The organism is Bacillus sp. RC242 (assembly GCF_044908245.1).
In the GTDB taxonomy this organism is placed as follows: domain Bacteria; phylum Bacillota; class Bacilli; order Bacillales; family Bacillaceae_G; genus Bacillus_A; species Bacillus_A mycoides.
On record NZ_JBIYCZ010000022.1, the window covers coordinates 1 to 16,784 of the forward strand.

At 34.8% G+C, this 16,784-nt stretch carries 13 protein-coding genes and 1 pseudogene; 1 reads left to right on the plus strand and 13 read right to left on the minus strand.

Annotation, left to right across the window (positions count from 1 at the left end):
* Positions 1 to 256 precede the first annotated feature (256 nt).
* The 10 genes from ABH957_RS27275 to ABH957_RS27320 all read right to left on the minus strand — a co-directional run bounded on the left by ABH957_RS27275 (position 257) and on the right by ABH957_RS27320 (position 10,328).
* Positions 257 to 481, minus strand: a complete 225-nt coding sequence (locus ABH957_RS27275; protein WP_000486589.1) for a hypothetical protein — start codon at positions 479 to 481, stop codon at positions 257 to 259.
* 445 nt (positions 482 to 926) lie between these two features.
* Positions 927 to 1,679, minus strand: coding sequence for a WecB/TagA/CpsF family glycosyltransferase (locus ABH957_RS27280; protein WP_404512611.1), 753 nt, complete (start codon positions 1,677 to 1,679; stop codon positions 927 to 929).
* A gap of 304 nt (positions 1,680 to 1,983) precedes the next feature.
* Entirely contained in the window at positions 1,984 to 2,508 is a 525-nt protein-coding gene (locus tag ABH957_RS27285; RefSeq protein WP_404512613.1) for a tubby C-terminal domain-like protein, read from the minus strand.
* 207 nt (positions 2,509 to 2,715) lie between these two features.
* Positions 2,716 to 3,174 carry an NUDIX hydrolase gene (locus ABH957_RS27290; RefSeq protein ID WP_044794931.1) on the minus strand — a complete coding sequence of 153 codons (459 nt, stop codon included), beginning with the start codon at positions 3,172 to 3,174 and terminating at the stop codon, positions 2,716 to 2,718.
* 452 nt (positions 3,175 to 3,626) lie between these two features.
* On the minus strand, positions 3,627 to 4,946 hold the full coding sequence (locus tag ABH957_RS27295; RefSeq protein ID WP_404512615.1) for an aromatic amino acid transport family protein: 1,320 nt from the start codon (positions 4,944 to 4,946) through the stop codon (positions 3,627 to 3,629).
* A 293-nt stretch (positions 4,947 to 5,239) separates the two neighbouring features.
* Positions 5,240 to 6,130, minus strand: a complete 891-nt coding sequence (sdaAA, locus tag ABH957_RS27300) for an L-serine ammonia-lyase, iron-sulfur-dependent, subunit alpha (protein ID WP_002128063.1) — start codon at positions 6,128 to 6,130, stop codon at positions 5,240 to 5,242.
* A 22-nt stretch (positions 6,131 to 6,152) separates the two neighbouring features.
* Positions 6,153 to 6,851, minus strand: coding sequence for an L-serine ammonia-lyase, iron-sulfur-dependent subunit beta (gene sdaAB / locus ABH957_RS27305; RefSeq protein ID WP_002137439.1), 699 nt, complete (start codon positions 6,849 to 6,851; stop codon positions 6,153 to 6,155).
* Positions 6,852 to 8,036: 1,185 nt separating this feature from the next.
* A complete protein-coding gene (locus ABH957_RS27310) occupies positions 8,037 to 8,255 on the minus strand; it encodes an alpha/beta-type small acid-soluble spore protein (RefSeq protein WP_377867422.1) in 219 nt (72 codons plus the stop codon).
* 353 nt (positions 8,256 to 8,608) lie between these two features.
* Positions 8,609 to 8,905: a hypothetical protein gene (locus ABH957_RS27315; protein WP_193653251.1), complete on the minus strand. Its 297-nt coding sequence runs from the start codon at positions 8,903 to 8,905 to the stop codon at positions 8,609 to 8,611.
* A 250-nt stretch (positions 8,906 to 9,155) separates the two neighbouring features.
* Positions 9,156 to 10,328: a tyrosine-type recombinase/integrase gene (locus ABH957_RS27320; RefSeq protein WP_404458050.1), complete on the minus strand. Its 1,173-nt coding sequence runs from the start codon at positions 10,326 to 10,328 to the stop codon at positions 9,156 to 9,158.
* Positions 10,329 to 10,731: 403 nt separating this feature from the next.
* On the opposite strand from ABH957_RS27320, the gene ABH957_RS27325 reads away from it, so the two are divergent.
* Entirely contained in the window at positions 10,732 to 11,733 is a 1,002-nt protein-coding gene (locus ABH957_RS27325) for a helix-turn-helix domain-containing protein (RefSeq protein WP_404512617.1), read from the plus strand.
* Between the two features lie 369 nt (positions 11,734 to 12,102).
* On the opposite strand, the gene ABH957_RS27330 is transcribed toward ABH957_RS27325, so the two are convergent.
* The 3 genes and pseudogenes from ABH957_RS27330 to ABH957_RS27340 form a co-directional block, all read right to left on the minus strand.
* The gene (locus ABH957_RS27330; protein ID WP_404512619.1) at positions 12,103 to 13,695 is read right to left on the minus strand and encodes a hypothetical protein; all 1,593 of its coding nucleotides are present in this window, start codon (positions 13,693 to 13,695) and stop codon (positions 12,103 to 12,105) included.
* The gene (locus tag ABH957_RS27335) at positions 13,667 to 15,694 is read right to left on the minus strand and encodes a hypothetical protein (RefSeq protein WP_404512621.1); all 2,028 of its coding nucleotides are present in this window, start codon (positions 15,692 to 15,694) and stop codon (positions 13,667 to 13,669) included. The genes ABH957_RS27330 and ABH957_RS27335 overlap by 29 nt, the downstream gene beginning before the upstream one ends.
* Positions 15,695 to 16,466: 772 nt before the next feature.
* A pseudogene (locus tag ABH957_RS27340) lies at positions 16,467 to 16,700 on the minus strand (IS4 family transposase); the annotation flags it as partial.
* Between the last annotated feature and the right edge of the window lie 84 nt (positions 16,701 to 16,784).

Sequence of the window (16,784 nt, forward strand, 5' to 3'; positions counted from 1 at the left end):
TTCGTTGTACAAAACCAACATCTCTAGCAAGATCCCGTAAGGCATTTGGAGATAAAAAACTTTGAATCTCTTGAGCAAATAGTTGTAATTCGTCAGACACAGAAACAGACATAAAAAAACGCCATCCTTTCCTATGATTCTACAGAAAGAATAGCGTTTTTTTTCATTTTAAGGAAATTTAGTTTTGTTATCTTTCCTTAACAACAAACAAGACGCCACCCAGATCACGGCAGCGCCTACAATAATTGCTATTGGTTTAATCATTAACAAATATATCTGGCCCCTTCTTCAACGCGTACGAGAAACCCGAAATAAATACAACACTAAATATAATAATAGAAGACCACATATTAAAATGATATTCTTTACCTGCAACTAAATTATATATGTTATGGACCAAGAAATTAGCACCTATAATAATTCCGCCTAACATTGAACTAATTAAAATGCTCATTAAATAAAACTTGAACTTCTGGAACATTTCCCTTCTACCCCTTTTCTAAAATAAATTTTATTTAGGTTATACCAGAAAATTGTACCATTTATTTTCCATATATTATCAAAACTATGTTTTAATTAAGGTTATTTTAAGGAAGGCATTATCTATTCAAATGTCAATTTCGGGGTTCCACCAATATGCCCATCAAGCTAATGAAACTAGTTGCCCCAAAACAAAAAATGTATATTTTCACCTGGAGATGCCAATTTTCTCGTTTTGGGGGTACTATAAAATTTTAGGTTGATAGCCATGGGGTAGCACCACATGCCCATCAACTTAAGAATTTTTACTACCCCTAAGTACAAAAAAACGTTATTCTTTCTAGACAATCTAAGAAAAAAGCAACCTTTCTTTTTAAGTAAGGTTACTTTTTTCTTATTCCCTCTTTTCGGGAGATAGACATGTATGGTGACCCAATTAAAAGAAATTAATTAGTTGTTTTTTTAAGCCTCTCTGCACTAACTGATAACAAAAACTTTGGAAGTACAAGCTGTCTTTTTATCCTCTTAGGCTGTGTTATCAATCTATATAACCATTCTGTTCCTGTATTCCTCATAACTTTAGGTGCTCTTTTTACCATACCTGACCAGATATCAATCATACCCCCAATCCCGATAGACAAAGGTACGGTTAATTCTTGAAGATTTTCATAAATAAATATTTCTTGCTTTGGAGATCCTAATCCTACTAGTAATAAATTTGGTTGAAACTGTTGTATTTGAGCGCTGACCTCTTCCATCTGTTCTTGATTTACAAAGCCATGATGTCCTTGGAAAATAGCATGAGGAAAGGACGTTTTTAAATTTTTTATTGCTTTCTCATTATTTTCTGGCGCAGCCCCAAAAAGAAATACTCGATATCGATTTTGATTACATTGATTTATTAAATCATGAGTTAAATCTGCACCTGTAGCTCGTTCTTTCAACTGTCCATTTAAAATTTTAGAACCAAGTATAACACCTATTCCATCAGCTGTTATTAAATCTGCAGATAATAGAATATTTTTAAACTGCACTGATTCAAACGAGGTCTGCTGAGCAAACATCACGATTTCAGGATTAGCCGTAACAACAAATCTAGGTTTATCTGTTTTTTCAGATAGCCAATCTTTTAATAAATTTACTATCTGTTTATACTCCAAACTACAAAATGGTATCCCTTTTATATACTGTTGTTCCATTTCTCTCGTATAACCTCCGCTCATATATTGTTGCAATTTTGTAAATTAACCAAATGTTCATTCTCTTGTTATTTTATCATAAATAAATATGTATATCTTATTGAGGTATGACAACATGCACATCGAGTTAAGATAAATTTGTCTCCCTATAATCAAAAAACGTCATCCTTTCTGTATATTTTTACAAAAAGAATAACGTTTTTCTCGTTAAATAGATATAAAATTATTGTACCTTGATGGCAAAATAGCGCTACTCCTTAATTCATTTAATATTAATAATAGTTATTTAAAAGCTTCATCAATACTAACCTACATAAAGAATACATTGAAATAGACAAATAAAAAACGCCGGATCCTGAATAGGTGAATCTTCATCAATTTCTAAATATGTCTTAAACAATTCTGTTGTTTTCATTCTCCAACGAGCGACTTCTTTTCCCTTATAATAAAACTTAGCCCAATCCATTGGAGTGTGTTTTACTACATACTCTTCAGTAGCTGACTTAATTAAGAGTTCTGGTGCAACAATTTGTAAACTCGTATATGTAATTTGATATGTACTATGGTCCTTATAATTTTCTATATAGTATTCTGTTTTACCCACCTTCGATAGCTTTTTCATTCCTCTATAATTTAGTTCTCCACGAACAGAATATGTGTCAAACTTTACAAAACTACTTCCTTCTAAAAGAAAAGAATCTAAAAGTTTAATAAATAAATTTTTATATGACCTTTTAAACCTTAATACTACTTCATTTTCTTCATTTCGCACATCTACTAATTTACTTGAAGTTTTAATTTTTGGAGCGTGATAAACGTATCTATTCAAAAATATTTCTCCTTTCGTAAACAAAATTCCTAATATTAAGAAAAATAATTCTTCCATTTCATTATAGCAAAATTTGCAAATTCTCTCACAAATATCAAGAACGAATAGTATTTTTTACTCTTGGGGGCAGTTAACATTTTTAAGTTGATGGGCATGTATGGTGACCCCTTATAGGCAGTAAAATAATATTGAAAAAAGAGGGGGGAATTAGTTTTTTATTTTCATAAACTTTAATAAATCGTCCAAAACTTCTTGTTGATTTTGCCATAGTTCAGGCAAGTTATCTAAGGGGAAAAATTTTAGCTGTAAGCTTTCTTCGTTATCAGTATGTAATGTTCCATGAAAATCTTTACAAATATAAGTTAATTTCACTAAGGCAACTTGATCACCGTTAGATAGCGTTTTTTCGTATTTTTTTCCAGAATACACATTGAAAAATTCAAGTTTCCCTAATTTTAAACCTGTTTCTTCAAACACTTCTCTTCTTGCTGTATCTTCAACTGTCTCGCCAAATTCCATAAACCCGCCAGGGTGCCCCCACTTCCCATTATCAGATCGTAATTGCAGAAGTACTTCATTCTTTTCATTTAGCACAAAACAACCTGCGACCACCATAATTACTTTTTCATGTCCAACCATATTTCTTAAATAACTTATATAATCCATGTGTTTCAGCTCCAATATGAATTTACATTTAATATAAATAATTTCATAGAAAGTTATTTTGTCCCATTGCAGTACCGATTATAAGAAATGATGTTCCATAAAACACAATATACTCCATAATATCCCTATATCATCCTGATTGTACCATTAGCAATTACACTTATAAACAATGAAAATAGGGATGAATACTTATTCATGATTGGTTAACATAACGTCTCATTATCAGTAGTCAACGATGCATAAAATTTTCGTTATGGGGGTAATTAAAAATATTAACTTGATGGGCATGTGGCGGTGCCCCATATAATCAAAAAAGGACAAACTCTCCAAGGTGAGAAGTTTGTCCAAAACCATGATCTCTTTGATTCAACAATATAAATTGCAATTCCTCTAGGAATCTTTCGTCCTTTTTCATATCCCATTATTTTTGCATGAGAACCAACAATAGTGACCTAGAATAATGACTTAATACTTGCAAGAACAGTAAGTATCCCTATAACAATGACAAATACATTGCTCATCTTCCCTCTATATTTAGCTAGTACAGGCACTTTACGAATTGCATACATTGGTAATAGACATAAGATAGCAGCAACTAACGGACCGCTAAGGGCATCAATGATTCCAAGAATACTTGGATTTGTATAAGCAGCATACCAGCATGTTAATACGACAAAAGTAAGAATGATTGTCTTAACTGTTTTCTCTCCTAAATCTTTCCCACGTTTTTTACCGGACTTGATAATCATGTCACGCATTACCTCATACGCTCCTATATAATGGCCAAGGAAAGACTTTGTAATAGCCACAAACGCAATGATAGGAGCCGCAATAGTGATTACTGGTGAATTAAGCTCATTAGCAAGATATGATAGGATTGACAAGTTCTGTTCTTTTGCCACCTTAAGATCATCTGGAGTCAAACTTAAAGTACTGCTCCAAACAAAGAACATAACAACAGCGAATGTCATGATATAACAAACTTTTTGTATTTGAGCACACTTGGCATCAGTAGCGTCTATTCCATACGTAGCTCTCTGTTTCATAACGAATGACGAAATCATAGGGGAATGGTTAAATGAGAATACGATGATTGGTAGAATCATCAATATCGTTCCCAAATATCCTGTTCCTGTTGAAGCAGTAGAAACAGCTGAAAAGCTAAGCATTGACGTATTCCACTGTGGAATTAAAGATATTGCGATAAAAAGTAGAGAAACAATGAAAGGGTATACTAGCATGCTCATTATCTTTACAGTAATATCTTGACCAAAATTTAGTATAGCGATAAGACCGAGTACTAATACAAGTGATAAAATGGCCCTTGGAGGCTCCGGCATGTGCAATTGATGCACGATAAAACTACTTGCAGTATTTGTAAGTGCAACCGAATACATCAGCACGATCGTATAAATTGAGACGAAATATACTATGTTAAAAATGATACTTGCCTTATTTCCGAAATACTCTCTTATAGTACCCGTAATCCCCTCATCAGCAGAATTAGAAGCGTATATCATTTTAGCAAGCGCCCTATGTGAGTAATACATAACTGGATATGCAAGTATAGTAATTAACAGTAATGATAATAAACCACCTGAACCTGCATTAATAGGTAAGAAGAGTACTCCTGCTCCAATTGCTGTTCCAAAAAGACTCAATGCCCAGGTAGTATCCTGTTTATGCCACTTTTTAGGGTCTGGATATTTCTCATTTTTTACTGCAGTATTATCAGCTTGAAATTCTATGTTTTTTGCAGTATTCCCATTCATATAATAATTCCTCCTAGTTTCCTATTCTTACTTCTCTATTTAAGGCATCGGAATATAGACCGTTCTTGAAAAATGAATTGCTTATAAAGTGCGCCACATCGTATATCCTTCTTCTAAGTTAATCAAAATCAAAAAATTAGCGAAGCATCAACCTGACGGGGTTGTCAACACTTACAAAATATTCCAATTATATAGTAGTATATTTTATTAGTAATTCCCCCAATATACAGACATCCTTAGGCGAGCAATAGAGAATAGATTGTTAACTATTTCACAATATACCCGATAATTGTTCATTGATTTGATTGTTTCTCTCCAAAGATTTTATTTTTAATGGCAATCCCTGTAGGTGTAGCTGCAATTCCACCTAAACCTGTCTCTCTTAATTCGCGAGGCATCTGTCTTCCAACTCTATACATCGCTTCAATAACTTCGTCAGCATTGATGATATTGTTTACGCCGGCTAATGCGATGTCCGCTGCTGCTAAAGCATTTGCCGTTCCAATGGCGTTTCTCTTTACACAAGGAATTTCTACCAAACCAGCGACCGGATCACAAACTAAACCGAGTAAATTTTGTAATGCAATCGAAAAAGCTACAGAAGATTGCTGTGGCGTTCCACCTGCAGCTTCTACCGCAGCTGCAGCCGCCATCGCTGAGGCACTGCCAACTTCAGCTTGACATCCTCCGTACGCTCCTGAAATACAAGCGTTGTTTGCGACTATCGTTCCAAATAACGCTGAAGTAAATAGAAAATGAATCATATCTTCATGACTTAACTGCAACGTATCTTTAATACTAAATAGGACTCCCGGAATCGTCCCACTCGCACCTGCTGTTGGAGTTGCACAAATAGCTCCTAATGCAGCATTTACTTCATTAACACCGATAGCACTTTGGATCCCTAACACCATCAAATCTCCAGAAAGGGTTTTCCTATTTTCTCGATAGTTTTTAATTTTAACAGCATCACCTCCGGTTAAACCAGTTGGAGAAAATACACCGTCGCCCTCGATACTTTTATTTATAGCATTTTGCATAGTCGCTAAATTTCGTTCCATTTTACTCCAAACTTCTTCATAAGTAGATTTAGTTTGTTCAATTTCCTGTTCAATTGCTAATTCATAAATTGTCTTTTGGCTTTTATTAGCTGCATCCACAATTTCTTTTATGGCCATATACATATTTTTTCACTCCTTAATGTAACTAAAGAATAATGAGCTTAGCTATATTGCTTAAATTTCCTAATTCCTCCTGGACATTACCAGGCAATAGCGTATCCAAAGCGAATGCATATAAATATTTCCTGTTTTCTTCTAAACTATGAAAGTTGTTTATTTCCACATCATATTGTTTAAAGATCCTGCGTAAGACAAATTCAAAGTCAGCTCTTTCAGAAATCGCAATAATAACTGGCAATGGCCCCTGCAGGTCTAAGCTAAATCCGTCAATTTCAACATGTTTGATTTCAATTAATCCACCGCCAACCGAAATCCCCATCGTTCTAATACTTCGATTTTCATCCTCTAAATATACATCTGCCGTATTTGGATGGCCAGCAGGACTATCACCTGCTTCTTCAATAAAGGTAATTTCAATTCCTTTAGATTCTGCTATTTCAATAGCATCTGGCACTTTGCTGTCATCGGCAGCAAATCCTAATATCCCAGCAATAATTGCAAAATCAGTTCCGTGACCTTTATGGGTTTCAGCAAATGATTCATAATACCTTACCACGACTTTTTTTGGAAGACCTTGAAATAATTTATTGGCTACTGTTCCAATAGCCAAAGCACCTGCAGTATGTGAACTTGAAGGACCTATCATTATGGGCCCAATCACATCAAAACAACTTTTGTATTTAACAACCTTTTTTTCTTTAATAGATGCTACATTTATATTCATATAAGCACCCCCATAATTTGTTATTTTTAATTGCAGTCGAATCTGAGTTATTAAAATGATTAATTCAAAATAAGATCCATTTGATAACGCTTTCTTTTTTAAGTTGAATAAACTTCTCTTCTGATCACACACCTTTCGTAGAGTAATCGTATCAGTATGTTCAATTTTAGAAAGTTACTTGCAAGGTCTTTAGAATTTTTGCACCAGAACTAGGTTTGATATTTTCTCTAGAGGTAATAGATTATCTCTCGACGCCCTCATTATAACTTGTATATTTATGAATATAATATTTTTTTATCTTCAGAAATATTGAATAAACAGAATCTTGAATGGGTAATAAATTACACCTGGCATGTAGCAATTGTGTCCTTTGTTTGAAGCTGTATTAGTTAATAGAAATGCAAAAATGACACAGAGTTCCTTTCATTAACACATTGATTATATTGGAAAATCAGTATAAAGATACTTATACTTTCCTTTGTTGAAACATCTTATTTTAGATGTGAAAGCTGTTGCAATAAATGATTAATGTAGATGGAAAGGAATACATTAATTATTTATAAAACCATTTCGAATATTAATGATTAATTATGCATAAATATCTATTTTCAGAAAAAAAGAACTTCTTCTTATAATCTTAACTTAAAGTAATACTTTGGCAATATCCACTATTTTAAAAGAAGATTATAACAAAACATACTAAACTATAAATTATAAGTATAATATATATTAAAAACAGGCTCTTAACTATTCTATTAAACCAAATACCCCCCTAATATGCATAGCACGGTGAATTATTAAAGGAAGTGCCTACTCAAATTATCAAATGTCTTTAATAATTTATTTATAAAGTTTAGAGCTTAGAAATACTTATTTGTTTCAAGGATAATCCTTTATTTACCTAACAATCGGGATATAGTAAGGAATGACAATTTTAAAATTGGCTATATATATTATGCACTTGAAATTACGAAATAAACCAACATTACGTTAAACGTTATTCATTTCATTTTTATAAAACCAAAAAAATCTCTATACTTATCGTATTACCCTCGTTAGTAAAACCTCTTAAAAAGGAATCTGAGGGTCCGTTTTTTCAAATTCACAATTGCACTTTTTATTTTTTGTAAATAAAAGGGAAAAAGAATCCGCATTACAGATTCTTTTTTTTATTACTGCTTTAACTTAGTGTAAACTGTATTGACCTGTTAACTGTTCTTCAGCCATTCGAACTAAGCGTTTTGTAATTTCTCCACCGACAGAGCCATTTGCACGCGCTGAAGTATCAGGCCCCAGTGTGACTCCTAATTCACGAGCAATTTCATACTTCATTTGCTCAATAGCACTTGCGGCGGCAGAAATAAAAACTTCATTTGTATTATTTTCGTGTCTTTGAATATTCATAATTGCACCTCCATCATATTTGTATATAACATGTGCCTAATTATGATATTTATGCATGGGTAAACTATTTTCTTCTAGTATTTTTAGGGGAAATCTTTTTCTCTTTCCCACATTCCACTAATTGAATTTGAAACACATACGAATCCTTAATTCATATAACATTCATATCTTCTAGAAATGAACGCCAAAACTCTACTTTTATTGATTTTTCTTGACCATTTCTTAATGTGTAGATCCTTGAATACTATATAATTAGCCCTCATCAAATGTTAAATAATACATCACAGAGCATATACATTGCATTTCAGTATAACTCAAAAAGAAACAGCCTGTGAGGACGGTTTCTTTTTGAGTTACTTTTTTAAAGCTCTACGCTTTCTTAGTTTTTCTTTAATATATTTTACGTTATGTATGCCTAGACGAATTGAAGCGAAGATAAGGTAAATCATTATAATTACGTAGACTACTAACCAACTCGTATAAATATATGTACCCTGAAATCCATTTTCAGTAAGCCAGTTAGTGACCCACATTCCACCAAAGTAAGCCGGGATTGTTAGCAAGCTTACGTCTTTAGGATCTGTCGCAAGATAAATCATTAGAAATAAAAAAGCAAGGGCCCCTATCGTACTGACATTTTCAAGAATCATCATCGAAAATCACCTACTTTATGATTAATAATATAGTAACAATTCACTATATCAATTTAACAAGCGTATATTTCTTACATTTTCCGCGAATAACTTGTCTCGCAGTATTTCATAACTACTATTCCTTATGCTAAGTATATCAAAAATTAAGGTGAAATTATCCAATAAACAAGATGTCTACTTGACAATTTCATCATCAGCAAGTAGACATCTTGTTTATTTACGAATAATTGATAAAGAATACTAATTTTTATTGCAACATATCCGCAAAGGAAGTACCTACATTATTCTTCCGTTTCATATGCTTCTCTAAATAGATTTTTGTTGTTTGGATATTCTCATGCCCTAGCGTTTGCATTAAATGATATAAGTCTGCATTTCCTTGTTCAACTGCCATGATTGCAAAAGCATGACGGAATGTATGCGCCGTTACTGGGTTTTCACGATACTGCAGAAATTCTAAATTGGTCTTTTTTATCATATCCGTTATCTGGTTCGATAACGTTTTTGAATTATAAAAGTTCCCTCTTTGATTTACAAATAAAGGACTTTCATCTCCTCGATCCAATATTGTTTCGAACCCTCTTCTTCGTCTCATTTCACAAATACACTCATATAAATGTTCCGAAATGAAAAGTTCACGTACTTTACTTCCTTTACCTATAACTTTTAACCAGTGCTTTCCGTCATAATGTAAGTCTTTTACCCTTGTTGTACATAATTCTTGAATTCTTGCACCGGTACTTGCCAGAGCTAGTAAAATTGTATAGTTTACTAAATGACCTTGTTCTTTATAAAACCCTAAAATTTTCATAACTTCCTCATAGGATAGGTCCCGATTCGGCCGATCCTGTTCATTTACATTCGCACGCTGCAGTTCTTCATGAAGAGGCTTTTCAATATAAGAAAATACATGAAGGTGTTTTAGAAAAGAACGAATGAGCACTGTTTTCTTTGCAAGTGTTGCAACTGCATATGTGTCACCATTCCTACCGTTCTCTACCTGCTTCAACCAAGAATTGTATTTACGAATATGCCAAGGCTGTAATATTTTCAATAAAGAGTCATTTTGCTGTACCTCTTCCCCATTTAATTCGAACTCTTCTGCATGCTGCACCATGCACTGACAAAATGACAAGATTTCAGATATATAACTCTTTTTCGTATCCTCTTTTCTATTCTTCTTCTCATCCATATCTTTTTGTAAATGTACGAAATGATAAATGACTTCCAGATCACTTAAATACGTATATTTACTCTTTCCCTCTTTTTCTGCAACCTCCATCTTCTCTTCCACTTTATATACATAACGATTGTTATGCAGGTATGGAACGATATCTCTTATATTCTCTAAATGCATATCTATATATTTACTTTGATTATTTATAATAGGTAAGTTTTCTCTTCCACTTTTATTATCCATATTTCGAACTCACCTTTCCTATTGAAGATTATGAATATAATTCTATTTATTAACTATACTTATCATTTTATTTCACTTCTATCTATTATACAAATGATAATTCATATTCTTTCTATAAGAATCCTATATTCTTCTCTATTGTCTTATACTTATAATTTTTTATAATTTATTAGTAAATATATATTATTTAATAGTTAATATCTCAGGTTTTAAATCCCTTTTATAAAGAAAATAAATTTAAAAATATATTAAGAGATAAATCAAATCTAAAACGCTTATAAACTATAAAAATTTATAAGAACTTTAATAAATTCTATTTCTCATTTTAAATATATCTCATATTCTGATATGATATATACATATCTAAAATACTAGTAAACAATAGTTATGGAGGTGTCCTTTCATGACACAAGATTTATTGTTCATTACAAAACCTACTGTAACGACCAAAGAGGCAGCCGACTTATTAGGAGTAACGGTACAAACAATTTTAAAGAAAGAAAAAGATGGATTAATAGAATGTGTATATAAAGATAACTGGAAACAATTCGGTAGTAAGATTTTCTATTTAGAGGATATTGAACGTTTAAAAGATGTCGAAGAGATTGAGGGTTATAGTACAAAAGAAGCAGCTGAGATTCTGAATGTAGCACCATCTACTGTCTTTACATATATCAAATCTGGAAAACTACCTGCTTCAAAGATTGAAAAGCGCGGAAAAGAAGTATATATCATTGATAAAGATGACCTTGAAACTTTTCAACTTACTTATGAAAAAACTACCTCAAAAGAGCGAAAAACATTCATTGCTAAGATTCAAGACGAAGATATATATTTATATCAATTATTAACACATCAACATACCGGAAAAATAGCGAGAGTAATAGAAATCAATGGAGCAGATGGCAAGATTCTTACAGAAGACGAAGAAATTTTCCCTCTATCTACTTATAAAGAACATGATTACTCCTTTGAATCTTTCCGTAAGCAAGCTGTAATTACAAAACGAGGGTATTTATCTTTTTCATTTAAAAAACCTCAACTATTTAATTCCATTACTTATAATCTAATAAATTTATTTTATAAAGAGCTAGGTGTCACAAATATGCGATTAAGTGTTTCATCTGATACTATTAAATTAGAAATTAAACCTTTCGTATTACAAGTTGATCCATTGCAATTTCAAGAAGAGATTAAATACTTACATTCTCATATGAAATCTGGTACAATACTTCCACATGTTGAAGGAATTTATTTTAAAAGTAATGTAGAGCCATTAACTTTTCATGCAGATCATGAATTTAAGCAGAAAATAGTTCAAATGGCAGCGAGTGCAGGTATGGGACAGGAAGAATTCTTATTACAAGCTGTAAAATCTTATATAAGAAATTTAGAACAACAATAAATATTTCTTAAGAAGAAAAAGCGTAGGAATCTAATCTTTCTACGCTTTTTAAAATATTCAATGTAGATATTTATTTCCATGAAATCACTACATGCACTATCAACCTATTAGGAATGTATATTATTTTAAACAAAGACAATCTTTGCAGAAAAACCTTATATACTATAAGAGCGTATATAGGAGTAGCACCATACATCCATCAACTTAAGGTATATTTTTATACAAAATGAGGTCTTTCCATATAATTTTTTATTATTTTCACTGTTTACTTTACAGGGAGCTGTTCATCTTTGTTCAAAATGAGTTCTTTTTCCTTTATTTAAAGTAAGCGTCAAATGTTTTACTAAAAGGTAGTGTAGCAATCAACCTCTAAAGCACGGGCTTGATAGTTGGTGCTGTAGCCTTTATGCGATGGGCAGTAAATACAACCTGCTTAGATTCAGAATTAGTTGGTGCTGTATCTTGGTCTTGAACCGTCCAACCGTAAGTACCCTTTCCAATAATTTTAAAACCTCCTATTAATGTGTTTCCAAAATCAAGTTCAGGTTGAACATCGATTCCGTAATTTTTTCCTTCAATATGCACATGCGAGCCTTCCGTTTGACTATGGACAGTGGTAATCGTTACCGACTCCGTTTCTTGAATGACTTCAAACGTATTGGCCTTGTCAAACTTTTCTCTTGGAATTGTCACTTGGAAGTTGCGTGTATCCTTCCATTTTTGTACATTCCATTTTGCTTCGTACGACGACAACACTTGTGGAACTCCAACGATAGTTCCAGTGATAAGCACTGTGACAGCATTCTTTCCTCCAAAACTCTCAGGGATTGACATCTGTACTCTGTTACCGACCTCTACACCGGAAACTTCACGGAAATCATCAATAGTTTTCCACTTATTATCTTTTGGTGTATCATTACCCGAAATTAACTTCACAAACCACTCCCCATACATAGAATCATTTGTGTCAAACTTAAAAACAAAGAAAATATCTTTAGTCTTGGACGATGTTGACGATGCTCGTTCTGGTTGCTTAATTTGGCCCCTATTAGGTGCTGCCGGTGTTGGTGTCGGCATTGACGGTGTGTTCTGTGACGCAGGTGTATTGGGTTTGTCTGTGCCAGTGTTAGATGGCGACGGTGCTGATTGCCCAATTCCAGAGGCATGAGGAGATGCAGTTGCCATTTTCACCTGTCCCGTTAGTAACTCACTCATAAGCATCGCGCGTTGCTCAGAAGTTAACTCCTTGGCACTTCGGATTGTATTCATGAGACCTGCTGTTTGTGCATTCTTTAATCCCTGACTTGCAAGCTGGGTCGCGTTATTTGAGAGAGTTTGGAGATATGTGCCAAGCTCCTTGATTCCGGACATATCTCGGAACGGACCTAGTGCTGATAGAACATTACCCGCAGTTGCAAGTCCCATCGGATCAGGCAAACTCTGCGGATTTACAATATTGATAAGGCTTGTAGGGAACGGTGTTGGCACTGTTTCCTTAGTGATATCCTGCGCTTTATCGCCAGTGCTTGGCGGAAGAATCGTAGGAGGATTATCTGGAATAGGCGACGTCTGCCAATCCCAGAACCGACTCGGGTCTATTATCTCAGAAGCGTTGCAGTGACCAAGCTTCGCCTCCGCAAATACTCCTCGGGCAGGTATCGTGAGCAAATGCTCTACATATTCATTTAATTCCGGTGCATGTAATAGACCTTCATTGCCTTCAAATATACCCTCCAATAATTTAACGGCCTTATCATCCATCGCAGCAGTAGCCATTGGCATGACTATCTCATCTCCAATCACGTCAAGAACACGATTTTCCACAATATCAAGCAAACTAAGGTTATTGAGTTTCCAATTATCGAGACGAAGTGCTCGATCGGATTCAAGTTCTGCTAACCAAATTGCTCGCCAGTAGCGACCAACATGTGCATTAAGATGTATGACAACACCGCTCATCATCGGTGAGACTATCATCTGGATCGATAGTGATACTCTCTTCGTAAGGAACCACTTCAAAAGTCTCCGGCTGCCCGAGAAAGCTGATTTTAATTTGATCGAAGCTATCATACATGTTCCAAGTATCACCAGCAGCAACCGTCTTCACGTGAATTTCACGTAAGTCCCATTCTTGTACATTATTAAAAGTGGTATGCTCATTACCAATTGGTCCCTGGTGAATCTCAATTGCTTGAACATTCGTCCACCGCAGGTGATAGTTTCTAGGTCTAAACTTGATGGTGGTACCAGCATTGGCGGGAATTTGTAATGGATCTACAGCATTTCGATAGATATTTCCAAAAAGAGTGGCTGCAAATTGCACGTCAACGACATCGCATATCACTGGTGGCCCATATTTAGGCAATATCTTAACATGAACATAGGTCGCAGGTCCATATATCCCCGTGACAAAGTCAATCGAAAACTCACCCAACATATGTAAAGGCTTTTTTTCTACTTTTGCATTCTCATAATCAGCTTTAACTTGCAAGCAGACACGCTTCGACAATACCGATAGACATGGCCTGAGGCTCTCATCAAGCAAGTTCGCCGCAATAACATCACGGTACTTCTCCAGAATATAAACTTCATCTCCATCGTAATTGAATGGTTTGACCTTATGCTTTAGCATAAGTACTGGTCGTACAGACGTTGCACGTGTTACCAATCTATGATGTTGCAACACCTCATAGTAAAGGATAGTAAGGGCATGGCTATGATTATAATTAGCAATTACTCGCGTCTTAGCCGTTGCAGATTCAGCTTGTTGCCCTTGAACAACTACGGTAGATGTAAGTTCCCGAGCAACACTCGATGCTTGATGAAAAGCATCACTAATGTTTTGAGTTGTATCCGATATAAGCGAGCGCATGCCTTCAGATTTGCTGGAAGCACCACCAATACCGATAGCAGTGCCTAATCCTAGACTTACAGGACCAATTGGAATTCCAGCCCCAGCACTGAGTGATCCACCCGCCATAAAAGAGGAACCTTTTTGACTTTCGCGTACCAACATATTGACCGCTTCACTGAGACTACGGTCTCGGTAAGTGGCATGATTGAGATCTTCAGTCTCTGTGGTCTGTTCAGTCCGTTTAGCAACATCGCGCCGAGACCAATCTACTATAGCGATAAGTGTTTTTTCACCTGGAGCAAGCGGAACACTATATGCAATCTGACCCAAAGAATGCCCCAGTGGAAACCACTCAGTATGTAACTGAACGACGTATCCCAAACGTACCTTACGGTCAAATCCAGTTCCGAGACCAGGGATAGCGTTCGTTTCACTTCTATCACTCTGATTAGCATAGGCTGTCTTCGAGGAGCGGACAATTTGCTGAAATCGAATCAATCTTGTAGCAAGATTGCTAGGCAACAAGGTTTCGCATCCGTCTTCACCAATAAGTAGGGTACTGGCCATAGAGAACGATCCAGGCGATAGCCGCCAATCCCGAATACCAGGTGTCTGCATTGAAGGCATGGGTGACCATTCGGTTCTATTGGCAAGCTGAATTTCGTCAAGATCCATGCGAAGTGAGATGTAATCTGGTCCAAGATCCCCTTCAGCTATAGCATCGAAGGCAATTGATTGATCCTTGAACGGCATGACTAGAAGCTGTCCCAGTTGGATAGTCAACCTCGGTGTATGAGCGCCAAAGAGTTTCTCTTCATCGAGTACCTGCTTAAACCTTTGCATCAATTGCATTTGCCTTAGTGGAGTAAGATCAAAAGATGCATACCCCACATGATCTGTACCTACCACACCAAGAGGTACCGTCGGTAGTTTACTCTCTATCTTATCTTTTAGTCTCTCAAGCTGTTCGCGGTTTTCATTGCTGAATCTAAATTGCGCCAATCCGTATAACGGCAACTTACTGATAGGTGCTGCAGTATTTATGTGGCGGGAGAAAACGCCAAGCATCTCATATGGTATTTCAAGAGCGAATCCCCAATCAAACATCGGTTCGCTCTGCTGATTAGCAAAGTTTGTTATGGGTGTCTTAGCCCCAACAAGTAAATTCTTGGAGGAAAAGTTTGAAGGGTTCGAATTAGGCATATTTTTTACCTAAAATCCAATGTTTTTCAAAATGGTGCACTACTTTAAATATATCCACATTCAAATTATGCTTATTACAAAAAAAATTCTTCATAGACTTGTTCCACCTTTCTTATATTCTCTCTAGAATTATTCGTAATCCTTTGAGAAAATATGCAAACAGAAAAATGTTACGAATTCTCTTCTCTTGCCATTTTTATAACATATTCAAACTCAATTTTCGTTGTACTAGGTAAACGTAAATCGGGCATCAGATGGCAAGTATAGCTCTATACATGAAATAAAGCAGATGAATTTCTTGATAATCTTGATACCTATAAAGCTCAATTATTACGTTATCAAGAAATTCCCTTAGATTTTCATCCTCTATTCCTTTGTATCGAGAGTTTCTTTTGCAAAATTTTTTAAGTGAAGTTACCATATAAGAAAAATAATTTGAAGAGCATAATGATGAAGTATTTTAAAGGGAAACAGTTTAAGAGCGATAGTATAAGGGTGGCACCACATCGCTATCAAGCTAAGAAAATACAACTACCCCCAAAACGAAATTTTTTGCTAACTTGTATTAAAAAAGCCTATTTTTTCGTTTTTGGGTCCTAAAATAACCTTTAAGTTGATGGGCATATTGTACCACCCCATTGTTATCAAGCTAAGCTTATATAACGTCAATGATAAGCAAGAGTATTTCTGTTAATGCTTCTAAACAGCTAGATAACTGAGTTAAAGACGTCGTAGCGATATTTTGGTTCATCCATACACATAAAGCGACAAAATCTTTTGCTTGGTACTACTTACTGGTCCGTTGTACAAAACGAACATCTCTAGCAAGATCCCGTAAGGCATTTGGAGATAGGGCACTTTGAATCTCTTGAGCAAATAATTGTAATTCGTCAGACACAGAAACAGACATAAAAAACGCCATCCTTTCCTATAATTCTACAGAAAGAATAGCGTATTTTTTCATTTGAAGGGAAAACTTTGTTTTATTAGTTTG

Excerpts from the sequence above, each read along its gene's own strand:
- ABH957_RS27310 (WP_377867422.1), bottom strand. The coding sequence starts at position 8,255 with ATGAATATTCAAAGACACGAAAATAATACAAATGAAGTTTTTATTTCT.
- ABH957_RS27330 (WP_404512619.1), bottom strand. The coding sequence starts at position 13,695 with ATGATGAGCGGTGTTGTCATACATCTTAATGCACATGTTGGTCGCTAC.
- ABH957_RS27335 (WP_404512621.1), bottom strand. The coding sequence starts at position 15,694 with ATGTTTGATTGGGGATTCGCTCTTGAAATACCATATGAGATGCTTGGC.
- ABH957_RS27275 (WP_000486589.1), bottom strand. The coding sequence starts at position 481 with ATGTTCCAGAAGTTCAAGTTTTATTTAATGAGCATTTTAATTAGTTCA.
- sdaAB (WP_002137439.1), bottom strand. The coding sequence starts at position 6,851 with ATGAATATAAATGTAGCATCTATTAAAGAAAAAAAGGTTGTTAAATAC.
- ABH957_RS27290 (WP_044794931.1), bottom strand. The coding sequence starts at position 3,174 with ATGGATTATATAAGTTATTTAAGAAATATGGTTGGACATGAAAAAGTA.
- ABH957_RS27315 (WP_193653251.1), bottom strand. The coding sequence starts at position 8,905 with ATGATTCTTGAAAATGTCAGTACGATAGGGGCCCTTGCTTTTTTATTT.
- sdaAA (WP_002128063.1), bottom strand. The coding sequence starts at position 6,130 with ATGTATATGGCCATAAAAGAAATTGTGGATGCAGCTAATAAAAGCCAA.
- ABH957_RS27320 (WP_404458050.1), bottom strand. The coding sequence starts at position 10,328 with ATGGATAATAAAAGTGGAAGAGAAAACTTACCTATTATAAATAATCAA.
- ABH957_RS27325 (WP_404512617.1), top strand. The coding sequence starts at position 10,732 with ATGACACAAGATTTATTGTTCATTACAAAACCTACTGTAACGACCAAA.
- ABH957_RS27280 (WP_404512611.1), bottom strand. The coding sequence starts at position 1,679 with ATGGAACAACAGTATATAAAAGGGATACCATTTTGTAGTTTGGAGTAT.
- ABH957_RS27295 (WP_404512615.1), bottom strand. The coding sequence starts at position 4,946 with ATGAATGGGAATACTGCAAAAAACATAGAATTTCAAGCTGATAATACT.